At 33.2% G+C, this 26,987-nt stretch carries 20 protein-coding genes; 13 read left to right on the forward strand and 7 right to left on the reverse strand.

The genetic code is table 11. The annotated features are described in order from the left end of the window. Positions 1-176: 176 nt before the first annotated feature. The 5 genes from DFQ09_RS09230 to DFQ09_RS09250 all read right to left on the reverse strand — a co-directional run bounded on the left by DFQ09_RS09230 (position 177) and on the right by DFQ09_RS09250 (position 5,695). The gene (locus DFQ09_RS09230; RefSeq protein WP_115809611.1) at positions 177-1,637 is read right to left on the reverse strand and encodes an AMP-binding protein; all 1,461 of its coding nucleotides are present in this window, start codon (positions 1,635-1,637) and stop codon (positions 177-179) included. Positions 1,638-1,648: 11 nt separating this feature from the next. After that, positions 1,649-2,629 (reverse strand): NAD(+) synthase, encoded by a 981-nt coding sequence (nadE, locus tag DFQ09_RS09235; protein WP_115809613.1) that lies wholly within the window; start codon positions 2,627-2,629, stop codon positions 1,649-1,651. Between the two features lie 11 nt (positions 2,630-2,640). Further along, positions 2,641-4,629: an asparagine synthase (glutamine-hydrolyzing) gene (asnB, locus tag DFQ09_RS09240; RefSeq protein WP_115809615.1), complete on the reverse strand. Its 1,989-nt coding sequence runs from the start codon at positions 4,627-4,629 to the stop codon at positions 2,641-2,643. A 25-nt stretch (positions 4,630-4,654) separates the two neighbouring features. Continuing rightward, on the reverse strand, positions 4,655-4,903 hold the full coding sequence (locus DFQ09_RS09245; protein WP_115809617.1) for an acyl carrier protein: 249 nt from the start codon (positions 4,901-4,903) through the stop codon (positions 4,655-4,657). Positions 4,904-5,092: 189 nt separating this feature from the next. Next, positions 5,093-5,695 carry an acyltransferase gene (locus DFQ09_RS09250; RefSeq protein WP_115809619.1) on the reverse strand — a complete coding sequence of 201 codons (603 nt, stop codon included), beginning with the start codon at positions 5,693-5,695 and terminating at the stop codon, positions 5,093-5,095. A gap of 337 nt (positions 5,696-6,032) precedes the next feature. On the opposite strand from DFQ09_RS09250, the gene DFQ09_RS09255 reads away from it, so the two are divergent. The 4 genes from DFQ09_RS09255 to DFQ09_RS09270 all read left to right on the forward strand — a co-directional run bounded on the left by DFQ09_RS09255 (position 6,033) and on the right by DFQ09_RS09270 (position 11,046). Then, on the forward strand, positions 6,033-8,006 hold the full coding sequence (locus DFQ09_RS09255) for a M1 family metallopeptidase (protein ID WP_115809621.1): 1,974 nt from the start codon (positions 6,033-6,035) through the stop codon (positions 8,004-8,006). 5 nt (positions 8,007-8,011) lie between these two features. Continuing rightward, positions 8,012-8,917, forward strand: a complete 906-nt coding sequence (locus tag DFQ09_RS09260; RefSeq protein WP_115809623.1) for a patatin-like phospholipase family protein — start codon at positions 8,012-8,014, stop codon at positions 8,915-8,917. 28 nt (positions 8,918-8,945) lie between these two features. Further along, a complete protein-coding gene (locus tag DFQ09_RS09265; protein ID WP_115809625.1) occupies positions 8,946-9,830 on the forward strand; it encodes a patatin-like phospholipase family protein in 885 nt (294 codons plus the stop codon). Between the two features lie 73 nt (positions 9,831-9,903). Continuing rightward, complete coding sequence (locus DFQ09_RS09270) at positions 9,904-11,046, forward strand: lycopene cyclase family protein (protein WP_115809627.1); 1,143 nt, start codon at positions 9,904-9,906, stop codon at positions 11,044-11,046. Positions 11,047-11,085: 39 nt separating this feature from the next. Here the strand turns inward: DFQ09_RS09270 and DFQ09_RS09275 are convergent, their stop codons facing one another. Next, the gene (locus DFQ09_RS09275; protein WP_115809629.1) at positions 11,086-11,319 is read right to left on the reverse strand and encodes a hypothetical protein; all 234 of its coding nucleotides are present in this window, start codon (positions 11,317-11,319) and stop codon (positions 11,086-11,088) included. 39 nt (positions 11,320-11,358) lie between these two features. Then, positions 11,359-11,817: an SRPBCC family protein gene (locus tag DFQ09_RS09280; RefSeq protein WP_115809631.1), complete on the reverse strand. Its 459-nt coding sequence runs from the start codon at positions 11,815-11,817 to the stop codon at positions 11,359-11,361. A gap of 251 nt (positions 11,818-12,068) precedes the next feature. Here DFQ09_RS09280 and DFQ09_RS09285 point away from each other — a divergent pair, with 251 nt between their 5' ends. From DFQ09_RS09285 to DFQ09_RS09325, 9 genes are all read left to right on the forward strand, one after another. Next, positions 12,069-14,012, forward strand: a complete 1,944-nt coding sequence (locus DFQ09_RS09285) for a peptidylprolyl isomerase (RefSeq protein WP_115809633.1) — start codon at positions 12,069-12,071, stop codon at positions 14,010-14,012. Positions 14,013-14,024: 12 nt separating this feature from the next. Next, positions 14,025-14,876 carry a peptidyl-prolyl cis-trans isomerase gene (locus tag DFQ09_RS09290; protein ID WP_179349362.1) on the forward strand — a complete coding sequence of 284 codons (852 nt, stop codon included), beginning with the start codon at positions 14,025-14,027 and terminating at the stop codon, positions 14,874-14,876. Beyond that, entirely contained in the window at positions 14,839-16,278 is a 1,440-nt protein-coding gene (locus DFQ09_RS09295) for a peptidylprolyl isomerase (protein WP_245940336.1), read from the forward strand. Before DFQ09_RS09290 ends, DFQ09_RS09295 begins: the two co-directional genes overlap by 38 nt. Positions 16,279-16,284: 6 nt before the next feature. Next, a complete protein-coding gene (locus DFQ09_RS09300) occupies positions 16,285-17,238 on the forward strand; it encodes an AAA family ATPase (RefSeq protein ID WP_115809637.1) in 954 nt (317 codons plus the stop codon). 337 nt (positions 17,239-17,575) lie between these two features. After that, positions 17,576-20,353 (forward strand): bifunctional aconitate hydratase 2/2-methylisocitrate dehydratase, encoded by a 2,778-nt coding sequence (locus DFQ09_RS09305; RefSeq protein ID WP_115809639.1) that lies wholly within the window; start codon positions 17,576-17,578, stop codon positions 20,351-20,353. Positions 20,354-20,559: 206 nt separating this feature from the next. Continuing rightward, the gene (locus DFQ09_RS09310; RefSeq protein ID WP_115809641.1) at positions 20,560-22,830 is read left to right on the forward strand and encodes an aconitate hydratase; all 2,271 of its coding nucleotides are present in this window, start codon (positions 20,560-20,562) and stop codon (positions 22,828-22,830) included. Between the two features lie 118 nt (positions 22,831-22,948). Next, entirely contained in the window at positions 22,949-25,207 is a 2,259-nt protein-coding gene (locus tag DFQ09_RS09315; protein WP_115809643.1) for a DUF7619 domain-containing protein, read from the forward strand. A gap of 107 nt (positions 25,208-25,314) precedes the next feature. Next, positions 25,315-25,986, forward strand: coding sequence for a Crp/Fnr family transcriptional regulator (locus tag DFQ09_RS09320; RefSeq protein ID WP_115809645.1), 672 nt, complete (start codon positions 25,315-25,317; stop codon positions 25,984-25,986). Positions 25,987-26,057: 71 nt separating this feature from the next. Then, positions 26,058-26,936: an anti-sigma factor gene (locus DFQ09_RS09325; protein ID WP_115809647.1), complete on the forward strand. Its 879-nt coding sequence runs from the start codon at positions 26,058-26,060 to the stop codon at positions 26,934-26,936. Positions 26,937-26,987 lie beyond the last annotated feature (51 nt).

Consider the following 26,987-nt stretch of genomic DNA (forward strand, 5'->3'; position numbering starts at 1 on the left):
CGAATTTACCAAATTCCTGCGAACGTAGGAATCTCATTTGATGAAGAATTCAACTTTATTTTGATCGGTAAATTTTAGGTTTGTCATTCCTGCGAAGGCAGGAATCTATTTTACTCCTTGTAATACGCAATAGGATGGTGTTTTCGCTTTAGAAAATCACTCTGACTAACTTAGTGTTATTTAATGCTTTTCTTTCCTGTGGCGCTCAATGGTATCGTTTTTTCAAAAATAATCCGTTGCGGGATTTTATAAGTGGACAGATGTTTAGAGCACTCTTTAAGAATTTTTTCTTTCATGTCGTCTTGGTCAATTACATGGCTAAAAACGATGGTGGCTTGTATAGCCTCACCTAAAAGGTCGTCATCAAAACCAGTAATCATACAGTCTTCGACTTCTGGGATTACTAGTATAACGTCTTCAATTTCCTTTGGACTGACGCGTTTACCACCAACTTTTATGATTTCTTTCTTTCTTGCTACTAAGTAGATGAATCCATCCTTGTCTATTTTGGCTAAATCACCTGTGTGCAGCCATCCACCTATAATGGCCAGGTCAGTGCCTTCTTTGTCTTTAAAGTAGCCTAACATGATGTTTTCTCCACGTGCTAACAGCTCTCCTTCTTCATCTATTGTTGCGGTTTCGCCTTTGTCGTTAACTATTTTTAATTCGACATTAGGAATGGCTTTTCCGATGGAGCTTGTTTTGGTCTGGATAAATTCAGGTGATAAATAAGATAGGCGTGCTGTGGCTTCGGTTTGACCATACATCACATAGAATTCCTTAGTTGGAAAGGCTTCTGTGAACTCGTCGATAAAAACAGTATGCAATTTACCACCAGCTTGTGTTACGTACCTTAAACTAGGGAATGCTTCGGTTTTAAATGTCTGTGATTTTTTTAACAAGATTTGAAAATGACTTGGAACACCAGCAAATCCGGTGCAGTTATAATTTTTTAAATCGTTGATAACTGAACCAAGAAAAATAAAACTATTATTTAGAACTAGTGATCCACCAACTTTAAGATGTGTATGTAATAGTGATAAACCATAGCAATAAAAGAAAGGTAAAACCACGCACATAACGTCTTTTGAAGTCAATTTTAAATACGTAATGATAGCATCTGTATTTGCGATAATATTTTGATGACTAATCATTACTCCTTTTGGTTCTCCTGTAGAGCCAGACGTAAAAATGATTTCTGCTACACGATTACTGTCGAAATTTGAATTCATTTCAAGAATATTCTGATGCTCTCTAATTTCTAAAGATTCATCTTCATCAATTAAATGGATATTGGAGTTGAATTCTAATTTGCGTTTTAATGGTTTTGAAATAAAAACCAATGCGCTTTCCGTTGTGTTTAAAATGTAATCTAAATTGCCTTGTTCTATGGCGAAATTTAGAGGAACGCAGATATTGCCCGATTTTAAAATCCCTAAGTATGCTGTTATGAAGAAAGTGGAATTTGGACTAATTAATGTAATATGTTGATTCTCGCCAATAGTTTCTTTTAAATAGGATGCTATCTTTAAACTATCACTATGAAGTTTATGAAATGAAACGGTTTCCTTTGAGTTGAGCAAAAAGTCTTTTTCGAGATGTTTAGAGCTATCAAATAAGTGATCAAAAACATTCATATTTAGGGGTTTTAAAATATTGGACGCATTCTTAAATATTCCGTAGTCTTTCTTTTGCGTTCAAAGTTTTTGTAAATGTTTTCAATATCTTGAGGAGTTCTTCCCATAACTTTAGCAACTTCATTTGCTGGATATTCATTTTCCCAACCATACCAAATGAGATCCATTTGCTCAAAAGGCATTTGGTAAAAGAAATCTTCTTGTGTTTGTTCAGCCGTGTAAGTATCTGTGGTTGGTGTACGCTCAATAATCTCTTGTGGTACTCCTAAATAACGCGCTAATTGGTAAACTTGAGTTTTGTATAAATGACCAATAGGCATCACGTCTGCACCACCATCTCCATGTTTTACGAAAAATCCTTGTTCTACTTCATGTTTGTTTGGTGTACCTATTACGGCATAATGTAATCTTTCGGCATGATAATAAAGCATGCTCATTCTGCTACGTTGTTTAAAATTGGTGGAAGCAACGATTTGAAGGTATTCTTTTACGGGCAACAACTTGCTAATCACTTCGCCGTTTGGTTTTATGACAGTCACAGAAAAAACAGGAGGAAGATTTGATGCTGCATCTTGCTTAATTTCAATTTTAGCTTTATCAATAGTAGTATCAAAATTAGTGATCACTCTTCCGATGGCGTCATCTCTTCTTTGGTAGCATCCAAAACCATCTAAGGCTTTGGTAATATCTTCAACTATGGTATCTGTGACTTCAAATTTAGCGGCTAGTTTTTCGGCGAGCATTCGGCTGTCATCACTAGAATCTTGCTCTGGGAGCATAATTGCAGTAACTTTATTCGGGCCAAAAGCTTTAGCAGATAATGCCATGCAGACTGAAGAGTCAATTCCACCGCTGATACCAATAACGGCACCTCTTCGCTGTAATGTTTTAGCAACATCAGTTTTTAATTTTGAAATGATCTCATTACAAACGATATCGATGTTTTCAATATGTAAAATATCTTTTGAAAAAGGTTTGCGCGTTGTAGTCATAGTTAATTCGTTTAGATGACGGATTCGTCTAGTATTGTTTTATTCAATATCACAAGATCGCTTTCTTGTAATTTTGGTATGCTCTTGTTGATGAATAAATCGTATAATATTTGAGTGGATAAAACAGCTGTAATTGCCATATTGTCAATTTCTGATACTTGTTTATTTAGTATCATCTTCTTTTTAAGTTTACTAATGTATGCTGCGTTGAAAACACCAAACTCTGTAATTTTTTCCTCCGAGAGCATCGCATCTAAATAAGGAGGCATTTCTTCTGAAAAAAAAGCGCTTTGAATAGGTGCTCGATAGGCTTGCTTCGATCGGTTTAAAATAGATTCTGGTAATCTGTCTTTCATTAGTTTCTTTAGTAAATACTTTTCGTTTAAGCCATTTAGTTTTAAATCCGGATTCAATTGCATGCAAAATTCAATAACTCTGTGATCTAGAAATGGATAACGACCTTCAACTGAATTTGCCATAGCCATTCTATCTCCTTGAGAAGATAATAGATATTTTGACATAAAGAAATGTAATTCAATCCATTGTGCCTTGGTTAAATAGTCAAGGTCTTTAAATTTAGCGTCTAACTGCTTTTCAATTTTAGCAATTGGATTATAATTATGAACCGCTTCTTTATAATCTTTTGAAAGATAATTATTGATTCGAGATGTGTTATGCCACCGTAGTAAATGTGAATAAATTGGCGATGCTGTTTCGTTTAATTTAAAGCCAAAAAACAACTTCAATACGGTGTTGTTTGCTTTGCTTATTTGTGGAATGTAAGGATATAGTTTTTTGAGTAATAATGGGCGATACTTAGACTGTGGGTCCTTAGCCCAAAAATGCTTAATCTTAGTTTCTTTAAATATGTTGTAGCCTCCAAAAAGTTCGTCTGCACCTTCGCCTGTTATGACCACTTTAATATTATGATCTCGAACACTTTTTGCGAGCATACTCATAGGCGTAGGAGCTGTGCGCAATAAAGGAGCTTCAGAGTGCCAGACCACATCTTTAAAGTTTTCTGAAATATCTTTTGAGCTACAAATGATACTCGAATGATCTGTTTTAAAATAATCTCGCGCTATATTTTGAAAAGATGATTCGTCAAAATCCTTTTCTGTAAAACCAATGGAAAACGTCCTGAGGCTATCTGGTGTGATCTTTTTTATAAATGACGTGGTAATACTAGAATCTAAGCCGCCACTCAAATATGCGGCCACTTGTACATCTGCTCTGAGTCTTAATTTTACGGCATCTGTAAAAATAAATTCAAATTCTTCAGAAGCTTCTTTTAGTGTATTGTATTTATAGTCTTTTGGTTTGGATATTGGTAATTCCCAATAGGTTTTTATGGTTTTAGAATTCGCGTTAATCGTCATGTAGCTTCCTGGAGGTAATTCAAAAACACCCTCAAAAGCTGTGTTAGCCGATAGGGTTGTCCAAAACGTGAAATATTCGGATAATGCTTTGGCTGAAATTTTCGGATTAAATTCTGGAAACTCTAAAAATGATTTTATCTCCGAAGCAAAAACAAAAGCGTCGCCAACTGTTGTGTAAAATAAAGGTCTAATACCAACGCGATCTCTGGCTAAAAATAATTCTTGTTTATATTTATCCCAAATAGCAATAGCAAACTGACCATTTAATTTGTTTAGGAATTCTGGACCGTATTCTTCATAGAGATGAACAATAACTTCCGTATCGCTATGGGTTTTAAAGCTGTGATTTTTGGCGAGTAGCTCTTCTTTTAATTCAATATGGTTAAATATCTCACCATTAAATACAATCCATAATGAACCATCAGCGTTGGATAGTGGCATTGTGCCTGTGGTTAAATCGACAATGTTGAGACGCACACTGCCAAGGCTAGTAGCTTTAGAAATATAAATACCGCTTTCATCAGGGCCTCTATGCTTAATTCTAGTTAGCATTTGCCGAAGCGTATGAACTTTATCTTCTGTGGATAAATTAAAATTATAAAAGCCAGCTATGCCGCACATATTTTAAAGACTAAAAAGTTTGAAATTACATTTTACTCTCAATGAAGGCGATAATACTATTAATAGATTGAAAATTTTCTACAACGAGTTCTTCATCGCTAGTTGTTAAGTTGAATTCTTCCTGTAGAAATTCAATTAAAAACAATAAACCCATGGAGTCCAGGATGCCTTCTTCAAATATAAGAGTGTCATCTTTTATCTTTTCTACATCATCAAAAGTAGATTCAATAATATAATTTTTTATTTTGGTTTTTGTATCAGTTTCTGTCTGCATTATAAGATTATTATTAACTAAGATGGAGTGTTAAAAGTGTTTTAAAGTTTTCAATTAAATCATTCAATATATTAAAGCGTAAACTTATTAATTTTCTTACAAAATAAAGTTGAAATATTTCTAAAAGTTATTCTAAATTATTGTTTATAAGTTAGTTGACTTGGGTTTTTGAAATATTTCAAATAAAAATTAGTTACTTTTTCGTTTTAATTCTTCAAGAAATTCTTCCTTTTTATGTAATAGATTTTTAGATCGTTTTGTGAGTTTTCTTAATGGATTTCCTGCATATAACGTCCATGAGTTTAAATTTGAACCAATCAGAGATAAAGCACCAACAGAGGCGCCTTCTCCAATTAAAACATTTGGAAGTATAGTACATCCTGCGCCAATTATGGCGTGTTCACCCAGCGAGACTCTTCCTTTCTTCATGGTTTTATATGAATCTGGTATTGTGGGATTAGTTAAAGAATTACCTGAATAATCATCCGTTTTGCTGTATATTTTTACTCCTTGAGATAGACCGCAAAAATCATTAAGTTCAATACCGTCTGATGCTAGTAAGTGGCAATATGAAGCAATGTGAACATAAGAGCCTATGTTTAAATAGCCATTTCCAGGCACTATCAGAGAGCAAAATGAATCTATAATAACATTATTGCCGATAGCGATATTTTGAATGCCAAAAATTAAACAATTTTTAGCGATTTTAACATTGGTTCCAAGGGATTTAAAACCAAGTGATTTTAGATCATTATTGTCGTAATAACCAATTTCAAAGAGATTTGGGGTCATTGGGAATAATTTAATTAAAAAGCTGAGCTATAAATGTATAAATAAAATTGAATAGGGTAAAGATACATATAAAATTAACCAATAACATGATATTTGTCAGTCACTAAGTAGTGCGTTTTTGTTCCGGTTAAAATTAATTTCATTGTGAAATCGGAATTATAAATTGAGCACAAAAAAATTGGAGTCTCATTTCTGTCATTTCGACGGCTTGGGCTAAAATCGTTTTAATAACACAGGAATCTAATTTAATTATTACAATATAACTTTTAGAATTGAGTTTTTGTGATATAAGCGCTGAATTCCGTATTTTGCTATTATTCTTGTCTAGTTATATTTTATGAAGAAATTTTTTGTTACGATTTGTGTTTTTATTTCCGGTTTGTCATTTGCTCAGCAAACTGAATATGTAGATTTCAAAAGAGCGAACGGAATGCTTAATATCGTTTTAGATTCTTCAATGGTCAAAGGAAAGGTTTGGTATAATCTCGATATGACTAAATCAACAGATTCTATATTTTTAGATGCTGTAAATATGACATTCAAAAATGTAGAGATAAGCGTAGGGGATTCTAGTACTCAAAAATTAGACTATTCCAATGTAGATAATAAGATTTATTTCAAATATCCGTTTCAGAAAAATCAAGCTTATACCATCTATTTTGATTATTCGGCAAAGCCTAAACAAGCGTTGTATTTTTTAAAACGAGAGAATGAGCCTCAAGTATGGACTCAAGGTCAAGGAAAGTATACCAGCCATTGGTTTCCTAGTTTAGATGATGTTAACGATAAAATCATCTTCAATTTAAGTACCGTTAAGCAATCTGAATATCGTTTCATCGCGAATGGTTTAAATACAATTAATAGTCCGTTGCAAGATGGTTTGGTAAAGGTTTCTTACCAAATGCAAAAACCGATGTCTAGCTATTTACTAGCTATGGTTTATGGTAAATACAACAAAAAAACTAAAACGTCGAAAAGCGGTATTCCTTTAGAGTATTACTATTACCCAGAAGATTCCCTCAAGGTGGAGCCAACCTATCGCTATTCTGAACAGATGTTTAATTTCTTAGAAGAAGAAATAGGTTTTGCTTATCCTTGGCAAAACTACAAGCAAGTTCCTGTTCACGATTTTCTATATGCAGGTATGGAGAATACAAGCCTTACTATTTTCTCAGATGCTTTTGTGGTTGATGAAATTGGGTTTAATGACAAGAACTACGTTAATATTAATGCGCACGAGTTAGCGCATCAATGGTTTGGTGATTTGGTGACTGCTAAATCTGGCGAGCATCATTGGTTACAGGAGGGTTTTGCAACGTATTATGCGCTTTTGGCAGAACGCGATATTTTTGGGGATAATTATTTCTACTATAAATTATTGGAGTCCGTTTTAGAGCTAAGCAGACAAGATCTTTCAGGAAACGGGACATCACTCTTAGATCCTAAATCGAGTAGCTTAACATTTTACCAACGCGGAGCTTGGGTTTTGCATGCTTTAAAAGATAAGGTAGGTGATGTCGTTTTTAAGAAAGCTGTTAAAAATTATTTAGAAAAGCATCAATTCGGAAATGTTGACACCGCTGATTTTATCTCTCAAGTTGAAAAGCAATATGGTCAATCCTTATCTCATTTCGTTAATTATTGGATTAAAAATAAAGCCTTTCCTTATGAAGAAGCGTACGATATTTTAAAACGCCAATCTACGTTTATCAATGAATATGCCATGGTAGATTGCGAAGCAAAAACGTCTAAATGTGAAGAATATCTTAAGTATTATGTTTCAGACGAAGCAAAAGTGAAGGTTATTTCGCAAGTACCAGAATTGGTGACGCCAGAGGTGTTTAATAATAGTTTTAAAGTCCGACAAGCCATATCTGAACATGTGACCAAAATTCCTGAAAGTATAAAATCAGATTATGAGTCTTTGCTCAATGATAAATCGTACATTACGGTAGAAAATGCTTTGTATAATCTATGGGTTAATTTCCCATTAGAACGTTCTAAATACCTTTCTAAAACGAGAAAAACAATTGGTTTCAGTGATAAGAATGTTCGAATGTTATGGATTGTTTTAAATTTGAATACACCTTATTATGATGCCGATAACAAACAGGTGTTATTTGATGAGTTAAAGGGATATACTGCTGAAAAATATAATACAGATGTAAGAATTAAAGCTTTTAATTATCTAAATTTAATGAAGTCTTGTTCAGAAGAATGTCTATCTAATTTAGAAAAAGCAAAATCACATCACAACTGGCGAATGGTTAAGTTTGCTAAAGAATTGTCTGAAAAACTACAACAAAAATAAAATTAATGCGAGCATTAGTGATATCTGGAGGTGGAAGCAAAGGTGCATTTGCAGGTGGTGTGGCGCAGTATTTAATTGAGAATAAAAAACATAAATACGATTTGTTTATTGGGACGTCAACAGGAAGTCTTTTAGTATCTCATTTAGGATTAAACCGCGTCGATAAAATAAAACAAGTTTACACTAGTGTAAATAATGATGCAATATTTGATAGTTGTCCTTTTATTATTAAAAAGAAAAATGGTATTGAAACTATAGGGATTAATCATTTTACAGTACTTCTAAATTTGTTAAAAGGGTATAAAACATTTGGGACAAGTCTTAACTTAAAGCAACTCATTAAAAGAACATTAACCAAAGCGGAGTTTATTGCGCTTAAAGAAAGTCATGTAGATATTGTAGTTACGGTTTCTAACTTATCACTTAATCAAGTTGAATATAAGTCTATTATGGATTTTAATTACGATGAGTTCTGCGAATGGATTTGGATATCTTGTAATTATACGCCATTTATGTCTCTAGCTAAGAAAAATGGCTGTGAATATGCAGATGGAGGGTTGGGATCTATGGTTCCTATAGAAGAAGCTATAAAACGAGGAGCAACAACAATAGATGCCATTATTTTGCAAACGGAAATAAGTCAACTCAATAGAATGCCTTCGATTAATGCGTTTTCCTTACTGACTAACATGTTTGCGTTTATGTTAGATAGAATAGAGAGCCAAAATATTAAAATCGGTAAGTTTGTAGCGTCAAATCAAAACGCCATCATTAATTTTTATTATACTCCAACAGTTTTAACAACCAATTCATTAGTTTTTGATAAAGTTAAAATGACTAAATGGTGGGAAAGTGGCCTTAATTACGCCAAATATAAAAACGAGGAAGTAAGTCCTTTAGAAACAGAATAAATCAACAATAACAAACATATATAATTAAATGCGAGCTTTAGTAATATCTGGTGGAGGAAGTAAAGGTGCATTTGCAGGCGGAGTGGCGCAGTACTTAATGGAGCGCGAAAAACATAATTACGATTTGTTTTTGGGCACATCAACAGGAAGCCTATTAATACCACATTTAGCGGTCAACGAGATCGGCAAGTTGTACGATATTTTTACCAACGTACAGCAGCACGATATTTTTAGTATAAGTCCTTTTGTACAACATAAAAAAGGAGATAGAGAATATGTGTCTATTGATTTTATAAATTCATTATGGCAGTTTATTAGACGTAAACGAACTTTTGGGGAAAGTAAAGCCTTAAGACGTCATATTAGAAAAAATGTGACCTATGAGGAATACTTAAAAATCAGAAAAGATAAGCACGATGTAGTAGTAACGGTTTCTAATTTATCTATGAATCGTGTGGAATATAAATCTATTCAAGAATGTTCATACGAGGAATTTTGTAATTGGATATGGATTTCATGTAACTACATTCCGTTTATGTCCTTGGCAAAAGTAGATGGTTATGAATATGCAGATGGTGGATTAGGTTCTGTAATACCAATTAGAGAAGCGATTCAGCGTGGAGCTACAGAAGTTGATGCCATTGTTTTAGAAGCTGAAACTTTAGGAAAACAAAAAGTATTGGGAAAAAACCCGTTTTCATTAATGATTAGTTTGTTTGGACATCTACTAGATCAGGTAGAACGAAATGATATCATCATCGGAAAGTTAGCTGCACGAAATAAAAATGTAAAACTCAATTTATATTACACGCCTACAAGTCTAACTGAGAATTCACTTATTTTTAGTAAACGATTAATGGAGAAATGGTGGAGAGAAGGCTATGAGTATGCCGAAAAACGTCATGATAAATAAATGTTTTTATTCTGAAAAGCGGCAGTATCATTCTGCTGTTTAAAAATTCAATTGCAATTAGAGAGTTATCAAAATGGAATTAAAATACGATTATATCATTTTAGGAGCAGGTGCTTCGGGATTAATGCTGGCATATAGAATGTCCAAAGACGCATTCTTTAATGATAAATCTATTGTAATTATAGACCAAATAAAAGATAAGGGCAATGATAGAACTTGGTGTTTTTGGGAAGAAGGGCCAGGAGAATGGGATGATTTCTTAGTTAAAACTTGGAATAATGTTTACTTTGGAAGTGCTACGTTTTCTAAAGTTATTTCGATTGCGCCGTATCGGTATAAAATGATTAGAAGCGAAGCATTTTACAAATCATTATGGAACACTATAACGTCTAAATCTAATTTTAGTTTTATTGAAGATACTGTTGATAGCTTTTCGGAAATAGAAACGGGAGTTCAGGTAATTGGAGAAAATGATACTTATTTTGGCTCTAAGCTTTTTAATAGTTTACCAAATCCTGAAACTTACACTTCACAAGATAAATACCCTTTAATACACCAGCATTTTGTCGGTTGGTTTGTGAAAACAAAAACTGAATTAATTGACGATTCTGCTGCCACTATTATGGATTTTACAGTGCCTCAAAACGGAAATACACGTTTTATGTATGTGTTACCAATAGATAAACACACAGCTTTGTTTGAGTATACCTTGTTTTCAAAAGACTTATTAAAGCATTCTGAATATGAGGCTTCTATTAAAGATTATTTGAGTGAACGAAATATTCTAGATTACGAAATTATAGAAAAGGAACAGGGTAATATTCCGATGACATCTTTCAAATTTAGCGACTTAAATTCTAAGCATATACTAAATATTGGGACAGCTGGCGGTTGGACAAAAGCAAGTTCTGGTTACACCTTTACAAACACTTCAAAGAAAACGAAAGCCGTCGTGTCTTTTTTAAAGAAAGCTGAGGATTTATCTAATTTTCATAAAAATGATAAATATGGCTTTTATGATCTTATATTATTAGATGTATTAGCCAATCATAATAAGGAAGGTGCTGCTTTGTTTTCGTCGATGTTTAGAAAGACGAATATTAAAACTATTTTTAAGTTTTTAGATGAAGAGTCAACATTGTTCGAAGATTTAAAAATTATTCTATCAGTCCCGCCAAAACGATTTATTCAAGCCTTTTTTAAACGGCTATTTTAAGACTTCAAATTTTAAGAAGTATATTTCAAACACCTCAATTTAAGAATACACTTGTCCTCTATGGGGCTTTAAAGTGTCTCGTATAGGTTTCATTTCTGACTCATCAACCACCAAATAAGCTATACTATGCATGTCGCTAAGCGTTTCAACACCTGTAATAGTAATGTCTAGTTTATTGATTTCAATATATTCTTTTAAGTGTATAACATGGTGTTCAGCTGTCTTTTGTCCTGCTGGCCCTTTAAAATCCCATATTAATTTTAATTTTCGCATCGTTTAGTTGTGTTGAATCTTTATAAAAATTAGTTGCTCTTAATTAGACTTGTCAATAGAAATACCTTCTTCTACAAATTTCTTAAAATTAGTCATATATGTTTCTGTCTGCTTTTTAAACGCGCTAGGCATTAAAAACAACATTAAACTAATCTTAAAGCTCGTTGGTTGGCAATCTGTTATAGAGGTCCATTTTGTGGTGTTGTTTTCTAAAGCTTTAAAATAATTTTCTTGAACATTGCGTACTCCTTTAGTTGTGTAAGTAACGTGTAATTCATTAGGGAACTCTTGTTTTGTAATGGTTTCTATAATTTCCATTTTACGTTTTCCAAAACTAAAGTTTAATTTCATTTTAGCACCAAGTTGGTTCGGAATACCAGAAATATGTTCCGTACTAACCAAGCCTTCTTGCCAATGTTTTAAGTTGTCGGCAGAATTAAATTTTTTTATAACTTCTGAAATAGGTTTGTCAATTAATATTTCAGTGGTATACTGCATGCTCTTGAAGTTTTGATAAAAGTATAAAAAGCGATAGTTAAAGTGTTATCTAATCGTTGTTGCACACTTTTAATTGTTAAAATCATCGCAAAATATTATGACATGTACTTTTGTAGTGATTTTTACGATGTAACTAGCAGTAACTATTAAAAATAATGCTATTTAATCCACTTGCTAAATACGCTATTTATGTTACTTTTGCTGAGTTTTAAAAGTGAGTTATTTATATCAATTCAAATCAAGTTTAAATTATGAAGCTTAATATTAAATGTTTGTTTCTAGTGTTTTTTGCACTTAGTTTTTCTTTTGCACAAGATAACGATCAAGTACTTCTTACAGTTAATGGAGAGCCAGTTATGGCTTCGGAGTTTTTAAGAGTCTATAACAAAAATTTAGATTTAGTACAAGATGAAAGCCAAAAGGATATTGATGGTTATTTAAAGTTATTTACAGAATACCAGTTAAAGCTTAAAGAAGCTAAACGTTTAAAGTTAGATGAAGATAAAAACTACCAACGCGAGTTTTTAAGATATAAGAAACAATTAATTAAAAATTATATTTCTGAGAATAAAGTAACTGAAGCTTTAGTAAAAGAAGCTTACGATCGTAGTAATATAGATATTAATGCGTCCCATATTTTAGTGCGTTTAGACGCAACATCAAAAGACACTTTAAATGCTTATAATGAAGTTTTGGCTTTAAGGGAGCGTGCTTTAAAAGAAGGGTTTGATAAAGTGAAAGCTGAAATGCATAACGGAAAAACTATTTTTTTAGAAAACCTAGGGTATTTCTCAGCCTTTAAAATGGTTTATGAATTTGAAACGGCAGCGTATAATACTAATGTTGGCGAAATTTCAATGCCATTCAGAACCCAATTTGGTTATCATGTGGTAAAAGTTGATGATAAAAGATCATCTAGAGGTACAGCAACGGTAGCTCATATTATGGTTAACTTAGTTTCTCAAGACTCATTAGCCGATCCTGAAAAACGAATTAATGATATTTATAAAAAGTTAAACCAAGGAGAAAGCTTTGAGTCCTTAGCGAAACAATTTTCAGAAGATAAGAGTTCTGCTAGAGAAGGTGGTAAAATTGCACCATTTAAAAGCGGGCAGTTAAGTTCTTTAGAGTTTGAGGATGCTGCTTTTGCATTAAAGAATGATGGAGATGTAACTCAACCTTTCAAGACTGCCTATGGTTGGCATATTGTTAAACGAATTAATTTAAAGCCAATTGAGCCTTTAGAAAATTTAAAAGAATCTTTTGAATCAAAAGTAAAAAGGGACTCGAGATCAAAGTTAATTAACGAAGCTATGATTACTAAGCTAAAGAATAAGTATGATGTAACCTATAATTCTGAAGCTAAAGGATATTTTACGTCTATTCTTACCGATGAGTTTTATAAACGTAATTGGAATTTACCAGCAGTTTTTAAAGCTAATGAAACGCTGTTTTCTATAAATGAGACGATTTTCACTTATGAAGACTTTGGAAAACATTTAATAACGGCACAACGAATTTACTCAGGTAAAGCAACACCTTTTACTACTATTGTAGAGAAGGAATATGAGAGCTTTATTGAAAGTTCAATTCTACAATACAGAGAAGATAATTTAGAGGTAGAAAATATTGAGTATGCCAATATTCTTAAAGAGTATAGAGACGGATTGTTGTTGTTTGATTTAATGGAAAAAGAGATTTGGAATAAAGCTTCTCAGGACTCTACAGGTATAGAATCGTATTATGGTAAAAATAAATCTAAATACCAATGGAGTGATAGAGTAGAGGTTGTTATCGCATCTTCAGCAGATAAATCTAATGTAAAGAAAGCCCTTAAAATGATGAAGAAGGGGAATTCAGAAGCTGTTATTAACGAAAAATTAAATACAAACGATAAGCAAAACGTTATCTTTACGAAAGGAACTTACACTTTAGATAATCCTGTTCTGCCTTCAGGTTTTAAAGCTACAAAAGGTGTTTCAGCTGTTTATGAACATCACGATGCATTTCATGTTATTGATGTTGTGGAAATTTTACCAGCAGGACAAAAATCATTAGATGAAGCAAAAGGTAACGTGATTAATGATTACCAAACTGAGATCGAAACCAATTGGGTTACTGATTTATACGCGCGTTTTAATGTAGAAGTGAATCAAGAAACACTTAATGCTATTAAAGCTAAAATAGGAAACTAATTTATATACTTTTTGAAATATTTTTTATACATATTTTGCCTTTGTTTACTTTTAACTAGCTGTGATTATTTTAAAAAATCAGATGGTCTAGATCCTGTGGCGCGCGTTAATGAAAACTACCTATACAAAGAAGATATCAAGGATTTAGTACCCAAAGGTACTTCTAAAGAAGATAGTACTTTAATGGTTAATGCTTATGTAGATCGTTGGGCTAGACGTTTGCTTTTAATGGATGGTGCTTTAGTAAATCTTTCTGAGGACAAGCAAAATGAATTTTCTAAATTAGTAAAGCAGTATAAAAATGATTTATACACCAAAGCGTATTTAGAAGGTTTAGTTAAAAAAAATATTGATTCTGTAGTAAAGCGCGAAACAGCACAGCTTTTTTACGATGAGAATAAAGAATCGTTTAAGCTTAATGATAACTTAATACAATTTAGGTATATAAGTTTGCCACTTAATCCAATTAATTTAGATACAATAAAGAAACGTTTTCAACGCTTTAGTTATAAAGATAAAGTGTATTTAGATTCCATTTCTGTACAGTTTAGATCGTATTCGTTAAACGATTCTCTTTGGTTGAAATTAAGTAGGGTTACAGAGAAAATTCCAATTTTAAATAACACCAATAAAAATGAACTGTTAAAAAAAACTAATTTCTTACAGCTCAAAGATTCATTAAACCTATATTTGATGTTAGTAAACGATGTGCGACTTCAAAACGACTACGCACCTTTAGATTATGTGAATTCGTCAATCAAAAAAATTGTTATAAATAAGCGAAAACTAGAGCTCATCAAGCAACTCGAAAATGATATTACAAAAGATGCCATCAAACAAAATAAATTCCAAACTTATAATTAAAGCAGCCCTTTTGGTTGGTTTTATTTCATTCAACTTCAGCAACGCCCAAGAAATCATTGACGACGAAGCACCAAAAGTTGAAAAAACTAAAGATACTTTAGTAAACAAAACTCGAATTAAAGCAGATGGTGTAGCAGCTGTTGTAGGTGATTTTATTATTCTAGAATCTGATTTAGATAGAGAAATTGCACAACTTCAGGCGCAAGGAGCAGATCTTAAAGATTTAACGAGATGTGAACTTTTTGGAAGCTTGTTAGAAAATAAATTATACGCACACCAAGCTATTCAAGATAGTGTAATTGTTAATGAGTTGTTTATTAAGTCGCGTACAGAACAACAAATACAAGGTATTTTGGCGCAGACCAAAGGAGACATGGAAGGTTTATTAGAATTTTATAAAAAAGATTCAGAGAAGGCTTTACGTGATGAAATGTATGAGATTAATAAGAACGGATATCTTGCTCAAGAAATGCAATCTAAAGTGATTGGAGATATCGAAGTAACACCAGAAGAAGTTCGTACGTTTTTTAACGATATCCCAAAAGAAGAACGCCCTATTTTTGGAACAGAATTAAAGTTAGCTCAAATTGTAATTATTCCAGAAGTTACAGAAGATGCAAAGCAAGCTGTAATAGATCAATTAAATGATTTCAAAAGAGACATAGAAGAAAACGGTTCTAGTTTTGTAACTAAAGCGATCTTTTATTCTGAAGACGGATCAAAAAGTGATGGTGGTAAGTTACCGACCATGAACAGAAAGCAACCAAGAATGGTTAAAGAGTTTAGGGATGCCGTTTTTAATATGCAAGAAGGTGAAATTTCAGAGCCATTTGAAACTGATTTTGGTTTTCATATTGTGTTTTTAGAAAAAGTTAGAGGACAAGAATATGATGTTAGACACATTTTATTACGTCCAAAATTATCTCAAGAAGCTATTAAAAAAGCAAATGACGAAATTAAAGAGGTTAGAGCTAAAATCATGGATGGCTCATTAACATTTGCACAAGCAGCAAGAGAATTTAGTGACGAAAAGGAAACTAAATTTGAAGGTGGTCAATTAACAAATCCAACAACACAAGATTTCAATTTTGAATTAACACGAATGGAACCAGAGTTGTATTCTCAAATTCAAGATTTAAAAGATGGAGAAATTAGTGAAGTCTTACAAGATGAAGATCGTGTAAATACTATAAAATTCAAGATTTTAACGGTAACTGATCGTATTGACGATCACGAAGCTGATTTTGCAAAAGATTACTTAAAAATTAAAAATTTAGCCTTACAAGACAAACAAGTTAAAGCTGTTGAAAAATGGCAAAAAGAAACTATTATTGATACTTACATTAAAATTAATGGTGAGTATAGAGATTGTGACTTTCAAAGTAACTGGTTAAAAAAATAATAGAGTATGTCTGATGTTGCAATAATTGAAAATTTTGTCAAAAAATATGCTGCACTAAAGCAAGAGATTGCTAAGGTTATCATAGGTCAGGATGAAGTTGTAAATCAAATATTAATTTCTATTTTTTCCGGAGGTCACTCGCTTTTAATCGGAGTGCCTGGTTTGGCAAAAACATTAATGGTAAATACCATTGCACAAGCATTAGGCTTAAACTTTAAACGTATTCAGTTTACTCCAGATTTAATGCCAAGTGATATACTTGGTAGCGAAATCTTAGATGAAAACAGACAATTCAAATTTATTAAAGGGCCAATATTTTCAAATATTGTCTTAGCAGATGAGATTAACCGAACGCCACCAAAAACGCAAGCAGCTTTATTAGAGGCCATGCAAGAACGCTCGGTAACTGTAGCCGGTCATCAGTATAAATTAAGTTTACCATACTTTGTATTGGCAACTCAAAATCCAATAGAACAAGAAGGAACCTACCCATTACCAGAAGCACAGCTAGACCGTTTTATGTTTGCTATTAATTTAGAATATCCTTCGTTTCAAGAAGAGGTTGATGTTGTAAAAGCGACCACTACAGATGTTCAAATGACTGTAAATTCTTTATTTACAGCGCAAGAAATTATTGATTTTCAAAATGTAATTCGTCGTATTCCTGTTGCAGATAATGTTATAGAATACGCAGTGTCATTAGTGGCTAAAACGAGACCTAAAGCAGATTCTGCAGCAGAGATCGTAAAAGAATTTGTTGACTGGGGAGCAGGACCAAGAGCGTCTCAGAATTTAATTCTAGCAGCTAAAACGCATGCGGCTACAAATGGTAAGTTTTCACCAGATATTGAAAACATACAAGCCGTAGCAACCGGAATTCTTAGACATAGAATTATTAAAAACTACAAAGCAGAAGCTGAGGGTGTTACAGACGAAAAGATCATTCAAAGTCTGTTTTAACCAAAACGTAGCTTAAGATTATAGCTCAGCCTTTTTTCTGATTTTATTGAAGTCTTTTGTTTGTTGATTTCTATCACTATCAAATGCGTGTTTTCGAAATTTATATCTCCTTAAAAGCCGAATTTTAATTCATACTTATTCTAAATAATAAAACGCACTCACTTTGCGCTTAATGGTCTTGTTGTCAGGCGTTTATGTGATTATGTTGCGATAATTAAAATTAATTATACGATATATTTTAAGAATAGTCAATAATGTTACATATATCTAAAATGTGTAGATTTGTTTCGGTTAAAAAAAAATGTAAAAACATTCAAAGAATTCTATTATATATTATATGAACATTTATACAGATTACCTAAAGCAAATAGAAGAACGTAAAGTTCAAGGACTTCATCCTCAACCGATTGATGGTGCTGAGTTACTTAGTCAGATTATAGATCAGATTAAAGATTTAAATAACGAATATAGAGAGGATTCTCTTAATTTCTTTATCTATAATGTTTTACCTGGTACAACTAGGGCAGCTGGTGTTAAAGCTAAGTTTTTAAAAGAAATTATTTTAGGTGAATCTGTTGTTAAAGAAATCACTCCTGCTTTTGCTTTAGAGCAATTAGCGCATATGAAAGGTGGACCTTCAGTAGAGGTGTTATTAGATTTAGCTTTAGGAGACGATGCTGCTATAGCAGAAGACGCTGCTAAAGTGTTAAAGACACAAGTGTTTTTATATGAGGCAGATACAGAACGTTTAGAAAATGCTTTCAATTTAGGAAGTAGCATTGCAAAAGATATTATAGAAAGTTATGCTAAAGCTGAATTCTTTACGAAGCTACCAGATGTTGAAGAAGAGATAGAAATCGTAACTTATATCGCTGGTGTTGGAGATATTTCTACAGATTTATTATCTCCTGGTGCAGATGCACACTCAAGATCAGATAGAGAATTACATGGTCAATGTATGTTTGAGCATAATAAAGACATGCAAAATGAATTGTTGGCTTTAAAAGAGCAGCATCCAGATAAGCGTGTAATGTTAATCGCCGAAAAAGGAACCATGGGAGTTGGGTCTTCAAGAATGTCTGGTGTAAATAATGTTGCATTATGGACAGGTGTTCCTTTTAGTAAATATGTTCCATTTATCAATTTTGCTCCAGTAATTGCTGGTACAAATGGAATTGCACCGATTTTCTTAACAACGGTTAGTGTAACTGGAGGTATTGGTATCGATTTAAAAAACTGGGAAAAGCAAATAGATGCAGAAGGAAATACTATTGTAGATAAAGATGGCGAACCCGTTTTAAAGCAAACCTATTCTGTTGATACAGGTACAGTATTAACAATTAATACAAAAACAAAAAAATTATACAAAGACGGTGAAGAATTAAAAGATATTTCTACGGCGTTAACTCCGCCTAAAATGGAGTTTATTAAAGCAGGAGGTTCTTACGCTGTTGTATTTGGTAAAAAATTACAAACATTAGCTTGTAAAATATTAGGAATAGATATTCCCCAAGTATATGCAGCTTCAAAAGAAGTATCTATTGAAGGGCAAGGCTTAACAGCTGTTGAAAAAATATTCAATAAAAATGCTGTCGGAACTACTCCAGGCAAAACCTTACATGCAGGTTCTAATGTTAGAGTTGAAGTAAATATTGTAGGGTCACAAGATACTACAGGTTTAATGACATCTCAAGAATTAGAGATGATGGCTGCTACAGTGATTTCACCAATTGTTGATGGTGCTTACCAATCGGGTTGTCATACAGCGTCTGTTTGGGATGATAAGTCTAAAGCTAACATTCCAAGATTAATGAGTTTTATGAACGACTTTGGTTTAATTACTGGTCGTGATCCTAAAGGGAAATATTTCCCAATGACAGATGTTATTCATAAAGTATTGAACGATATTACTGTTGGTGATTGGGATATTATTATCGGTGGAGATTCGCACACACGTATGTCTAAAGGTGTTGCTTTTGGAGCGGATTCAGGAACCGTTGCTTTAGCATTGGCTACGGGTGAGGCTACAATGCCTATTCCAGAATCAGTAAAAGTGACTTTTAAAGGGCAAATGAAGTCTTATATGGATTTCCGTGATGTGGTTCATGCTACACAATCTCAAATGTTGAAGCAATTTGGAGGCGAAAATGTATTCCAAGGACGTATTATCGAAGTGCATATTGGAACTTTAACTGCAGATGAAGCCTTTACATTTACAGATTGGACAGCAGAGATGAAAGCGAAAGCGTCTATCTGTATATCTGAAGATGATACCTTAATTGAATCTTTAGAGATCGCAAAAGGTCGTATCCAAATCATGATTGATAAAGGAATGGACAATGCGAAACAAGTTCTTAAAGGTCTTGTAGATAAAGCAGAAACTAGAATTACTGAACTTAAAACAGGTATTAAACCATCTTTAAGACCAGATGCTAATGCGAAGTATCATGCAGAAGTTGTTATTGATTTAGATGAAATTTCTGAACCAATGATTGCTGATCCAGATGTAAATAACGAGGATGTTTCTAAACGTTATACGCACGATAATATTAGACCATTATCTTTTTACGGTGGTACTAAAAAAGTAGACTTAGGATTCGTAGGATCTTGTATGGTCCATAAAGGTGATATGAAAATATTAGCGCAGATGTTAAAGAACATTGAAGCGCAACATGGTAAAGTTGAATTTAAAGCGCCATTAGTTGTAGCTCCTCCGACATACAATATTGTAGATGAGTTGAAAGCTGAAGGGGATTGGGAAGTCTTAGTAAGGTATTCTGGTTTCGAATTTGATGATAACGCACCAAAAGGAGTGGCACGTACAGGATACGAAAACATGTTATACTTAGAGCGTCCAGGATGTAACCTTTGTATGGGTAACCAAGAAAAGGCAGCACCAGGAGATACGGTTATGGCAACATCAACACGTTTATTCCAGGGTAGAGTTGTAAAAGATTCTGGAGAGAAAAAAGGGGAGTCATTATTATCATCTACTCCAGTTGTTGTATTGTCAACAATTTTAGGTAGAACTCCTACACTTGCAGAATATGAAGCTGCAGTAGACGGTATTGTTTTAACGAAGTTTAAACCTTCAACGAAGCAATTAGTAAGATAATTGAAATTTTATTTTATATAAGTGAAAGCCTGAATCTTAGATTCAGGCTTTTTTTATAATCTTGTTTTAAGATAATGTTATTTTTAATTTAGAATAATTATGATATAGAAAATACTTATTCCACTATCATTATTATATGTAATGAACGCTTTTAAAGTCATATTGCATTTTGTATATTAGTAAAATTAATTAAAAACTGATATTCCATGGCATTTGATATTGATATGATTAAAAAGGTTTATGCTAACATGACAGAGCGCGTTGATGCTGCTAGAGACATTGTTGATAAACCATTAACACTTTCAGAAAAGATTTTATACTCTCATTTGTGGGACGGAACACCAAATAAGGCATTTACAAGAGGAAAGGATTATGTAGATTTTGCTCCAGACCGTGTTGCTTGTCAAGATGCAACAGCACAAATGGCATTATTGCAATTTATGCAAGCTGGTAAGCCAAAAGTAGCAGTACCAACTACAGTGCATTGTGATCACTTAATCCAGGCTAAAGATGGAGCTGCAACAGATTTAAAGCACGCTAATCAAACCAGTAGTGAGGTATTTAATTTCTTAGAATCGGTATCAAATAAATATGGCATTGGATTCTGGAAACCAGGAGCAGGTATTATTCACCAAGTTGTTTTAGAAAATTATGCATTTCCTGGAGGAATGATGATTGGTACAGATTCACATACTGTAAACGCAGGAGGATTAGGTATGGTTGCCATTGGAGTCGGTGGAGCTGATGCCGTTGATGTAATGGCAGGAATGGCTTGGGAGCTTAAATTCCCTAAGTTAATTGGTGTAAGATTAACAGGAAAACTTTCAGGTTGGACAGCACCTAAAGATGTGATTTTAAAAGTAGCTGAAATTCTTACTGTAAAAGGTGGAACAGGAGCAATCGTAGAATATTTTGGACCTGGTGCAACGTCTATGTCCTGTACAGGAAAAGGAACAATATGTAATATGGGAGCTGAGATTGGTGCAACCACATCAACCTTTGGTTACGATGATTCTATGGAGCGTTATTTACGTGCTACAGATAGAGCAGATGTTGCTGATGCAGCTAATGCTATCAGACCTTACTTAACAGCAGATGATGAAGTTTACGCTAATCCAGAACAGTATTTTGATGAAGTTATCGAAATTAACCTTTCTGAATTAGGCCCATTATTAAATGGCCCTTTTACTCCCGATTTATCGACAGAAGTAGGTCGTGATATGACAGAAAAAGCAAAAGCTAATGATTGGCCTATGCAAGTAGAATGGGGACTTATCGGTTCTTGTACTAATTCATCTTACGAAGATTTATCTAGGGCTTCTTCTATTGCGCAACAAGCACTAGATAAAGGTTTAAAAATGAAATCTGAATTAGGAATTAATCCAGGTTCTGAACAAGTAAGATTTACTGCAGAGCGCGATGGAATTCTTGGAATATTTGAAAAGTTAGACGCAAAAATATTTACAAATGCTTGTGGTCCTTGTATAGGACAATGGGCAAGATATAGTGATCCTAAAAATGCACCTAAAAATAGTATTGTACATTCTTTCAATAGAAACTTTGCTAAGCGTGCCGATGGGAATCCAAATACACATGCTTTTGTAGCATCACCAGAATTAACCGCTGCGATTGCTATTGCAGGTCGTTTAGATTTTAATCCTTTAACGGATAAATTGATAAATGAAGAAGGAGAGGAAGTGATGTTTACAGAACCAACAGGATGGGAATTACCTCCAAAAGGTTTTGAAGTTAAAGAAAATGGTTATTTAGCGCCAGTTGCAGATGGAAGTGGAGTTGTCGTTTCTGTAGACCCAGATTCAGAACGTATTCAATTATTAACACCATTTGAGCCAATTGGTAATGAAATTAATGGAGCTAAATTATTAATAAAAGCATTCGGTAAATGTACAACAGATCACATTTCTATGGCTGGACCATGGTTGCGATTTAGAGGGCATTTAGATAATATTTCTAATAACTGTTTAATTGGAGCTGTTAATGCTTATGGAAAGAAAACCAATTTTGTTAAAAATCAATTAACAGGTGAGTTTGGTGGTGTTCCAGATACAGCAAGAGCATATAAAGCAGCTGGTATCAAAACAATTGTTGTAGGTGATCATAATTACGGTGAAGGATCGTCTAGAGAACATGCAGCAATGGAGCCAAGACATTTAGGTGTTGCAGCGGTTATTGTAAAATCTTTTGCACGTATTCATGAGACAAACCTTAAAAAGCAAGGGATGTTAGGTTTAACATTTGATAATGAAGCTGATTACGATTTAATTCAAGAAGATGATACCTTCAACTTTACAGATTTAAATGCATTTGCACCGGATAAACAATTACATTTAGAAGTTGTTCATGCAGATGGAAGTAAAGATGTTATTGCTTTGAATCATACGTATAATCAAGCTCAAATTGAATGGTACAATGAAGGTTCTGCTCTTAATTTAATAAAAAAAGAGAACAACGCTTAGTTGTTAACTCATAGTAATTAAAATCCGTTAGAATTTCTAACGGATTTTTTTTATGCCGATTAGTAAGGGAGGTAGCGCTAAATTAAAAAGAGTATATTCGTTTTTATAATTGAATTTTATGAAAAAACTACTACTCTTATTTGGTTTCATTTTGTTGCTACAAACAAATGAAATTCTTGCACAAGTCATCGAATTACCAAATATGCTATATTTATGTGATGGTGGTTCTCTGCAACTTGATGGCACCGTTGTAAATACATCAGATACAAATATTACGTATCAATGGTATTATGGATTATCTTTTAGTTCTTCTAATACTGAAATTGTTGGAGCAACCAATCCTTTACTTACAATAACAGGTGCTGATAATGAACGTGGGTTTTATAAAGTAAGAGCCATATTATCTGATGGTAGCAACCATGTTGATTGGGTTCAAATTATAAAGAGTGATAGCAATACTAATTTTGAATATGTACAGTGTAATAATTTTTTTATTGAGGAATTGCAAATTGAGAATACGTTGTCAAATGTTTCTAATATTACTACTAAATATTACGAATTAGAGGAAGATGCTACTCTAGGAAATGAGAACAATTCATACGAGTTTTTTATATATGATTTTGCCATTACTATTTTCATTCGTGTTGAAGAAAATAGTGGAGCATGTGTAGATATCATACCAGTAGAAGTCTCCTCTGATTCTTATTTGTATGCAAATTGGGTTCCAAACATGGGGAATTGTTCTACGGATTCTTCAAATGTGGTTTTTGACTTAACAACTAATGATGATCAAATTCTTGGTGGTCAACAAGCAGTGGTGAGTTACTTTGTTAATTATAATGATGCTATAAATTTGGCTACCCCAATAACAAATGCTTCAACTTATGTTCCGTTATCTCCAAATCAAACTATTTATGCAAGAGTTTATAATCCCGATGATATAAATTTTGGTTGCTTTGCGGACAGTAGTATTATTCAATTTCAATTGTTGTCTATCTCAAGTCCAACGCCAAATACTGAATTAGATTATATCGTTTGTGATGCGTCAATTGGTACTGCTACAGATGGTATTGGTGTATTCGATTTAACGAGTCAAAATTCATTGGTATTATCTGGTTTAAGTACGTTTCAATATAATATTAGTTACTATACGACTTTGATGGATGCTGACAGTAATACAAACGCTATTACTTCGCCTAATAATTATATCGCTAGTAATGGAGTTGTTTATGTTAGAGTAGAAAGCAGCTCAAACTCGGCATGCGTGCAAATATCGCAAATGAATTTATTGGTTCAAGATGCTTGTGATGATATTTCAGTTAATTTACTTTCTTATTGGCAGGCACCGAGACCCGGATTTACGTACAAAAACATGTTAATTGTAAGAAATTATGGAGAGTCCACAGTCAGTTCTGGTACTGTAGTGTTTACTGCAGATCCGTCAGTAACCTATACCGGAGCGTCAGGGTTAAGTGCAGGAAATTCAATTACGCCAACGCCGAATGGCTTTACTTTAGATTTTACAAACTTATTACCTGGTGAAAGTGAAGTGATTTATATTGAAGCATTAGTTGCTACATCAGCTAATTTAGGAGATATGATTACTAATGTTTCTGAGTATACAACAGCTGCAAATGACGTCGTTATTGAAAATAATACCTCTAGTTTATCGGAAATTATTATAGGTTCTTATGACCCTAATGATATTAACGAATCGCATGGACCAGAAATTGAACATGTAAGTTTTACGGAGGGCGATTATTTGTATTATACCATTAGGTTTCAAAACGTAGGAACTGCTAGTGCTATCAACGTAACTATCGAGAATATTTTAGATCCAAAGTTAGATAAATCAACATTTCAGATGTTAAGAGCGAGTCATTCGTATGGAATTGAGCGTGATTTTGATGCCCTAACATGGCAATTCAATACTATTAATTTAGGCGATGCAGCTACTGATGAAGCTAATAGTCATGGATTTGTATACTATAAGATTAAACCATTAGCAGGCTATGAAATAGGTGATATTGTGCCAAATACGGCGGGTATTATTTTCGATTTTAATGCACCTGTAGTTACGAATACGTTTAATACAGAATTTGTAGCAGCTTTAGGTTTAGCTGAAAATGGTCTTAATTCTCAATATGTATTATATCCAAATCCTTCAAAAGATGTGGTGAGTTTAAGTTTTAATTCAGAACAATCTACTGTGGAAGTTGGTGTTTTTGATATTCTAGGCAAAATGGTATTAACGCAAAAGAAGCAACACGTTTCAACCTTAGAACTTAATCTATCGTCTTTAGAAAAGGGTGTTTATTTTGTGAAGGTTAAAGATGATAAAGGTCTATTTGAATCAAAAAAGATTATTAAAGAATAATCTTTAACGTTTTATACAAGCAAGCCTTTGAGAAATCAAGGGCTTTTTTATGTTAGGATGCTAGATTTATCGCGACAATTAACATATCTAACAAATACGTCCTCGTAATGCAGTCACTGTGGTTCTTTGACAATGTTAACCTATTCAAGGTGCTCTGTCCTCATAAAGTCAAAATTTATGCTAATGAACATAATTTTTGTTCTTACAAAAAGAAAGATTACATCTATATTGAAGCAGATGCAGCCAATAAAGTCTATTTGATAGCGCATGGAAAAGTTAAAATTGGCTATTATAGTGAAGATGGAAATGAAATCGTAAAAGCCATTCTTACTAAGGGCGAATTATTTGGCGAGAAAGCGATTTTAGGAGACGATAAGCGTGATGAATTTGCACAATCTGTAGATAATGAAACGTCTATATGTCCTATAAGCGTTGATACAATGCATGGCTTAATGCGAGATAACCAAAATTTTAGTTTTAAAGTCTATAAGTTTATTGGTTTAAAATTTAAAAAATTAGAACGTAGGTTACAATTGTTGTTATTTAAAGACACTAAAACACGCTTAGTTGAGTTTTTAGATGAGCTTTGTATCGATTTTGGTTATGATTGTGAAAAAACAGGTGATCATGTTATTAAGCATCCTTATACTCAGAAGGATATAGCATCATTGATTGGTACGTCGAGACCAACAATAAATATTCTGTTAAATGAACTTAAAGAAGAAAATTACTTAGATTTTAACAGAAATGAAATAAGAATCTTAAAAAGATCAGCATAGTGTTAGCTGTCTAACATTTCATTAAGCTTTGAGATATTAATTTTGAAATATAATTTTAAAGTAAAAAAGCAATGAAGAAAAAAATGATTTTAGCAGTATTGGCATTAGGGTTTTTTGCCAGTTCGTGCAGTAATGATGACGATAATACTAGTTCTGTAGATTCAAATTTAACTCTTAACCTTGATGGTTTAGAAGCGTTAGGAGATGATTTTGTGTATGAAGGATGGATTATTGTAGACGGATCTCCGGTATCTACAGGGACATTTAGTAGTGTAGATTTTCCACAGACATTTAGTGTCAATTCAGAACAATTAGAGGTAGCAACCACATTTGTGTTGTCTATTGAACCAGCAGTGGATTCTGATCCTTTACCCGCAGCAACAAAAATTCTAGCAGGTGATTTTTCAGGGGCTTTGGCTAGTGTAGATTCTAATGGTATAGTTGCAAATTTTGAAACGGCTACAGGTAGTTATATTTTAGCTACACCAACAGATGCCGATGATACTAATGAAGAAAGTGGAGTTTGGTTTTTAGATAATTCTAGTGGAAGTGCTGTTGCAGGTTTAGACTTGCCAACATTAACAGAGGGTTGGAAATATGAAGGTTGGGCTGTCTTAGATGGCACACCAATTAGTACAGGGACATTTACAGATCCAACATTAGCAGACGATAATGCAACGACTTCAGTTTTTAAAGGAGATGCAGGAGATGGGCCAAGTTTCCCTGGTGAAGATTTTTTACAAAATGCACCAGCAGGAATAACATTTCCAACAGATTTAAGAGAAGCTACAATTGTAATATCAGTTGAGCCTAGTCCAGATAATAGCCCAGCGCCTTTTACATTAAAGCCTTTGGCACATGCGGTACCTAGTGATGCAGCGGTTCATACAACTATTTCTATGGGGGTAGGGCCAACTGCGGTTGTTTCAGGTTCTGTAACAAGAAATTAAAGCAAATTTAAATTGTTAGATTTGAAGCGTGATACCTATTTTTGGTATTGC

This window comes from Winogradskyella pacifica (assembly GCF_003386275.1).
Classification (GTDB): Bacteria; Bacteroidota; Bacteroidia; order Flavobacteriales; family Flavobacteriaceae; genus Winogradskyella; species Winogradskyella pacifica.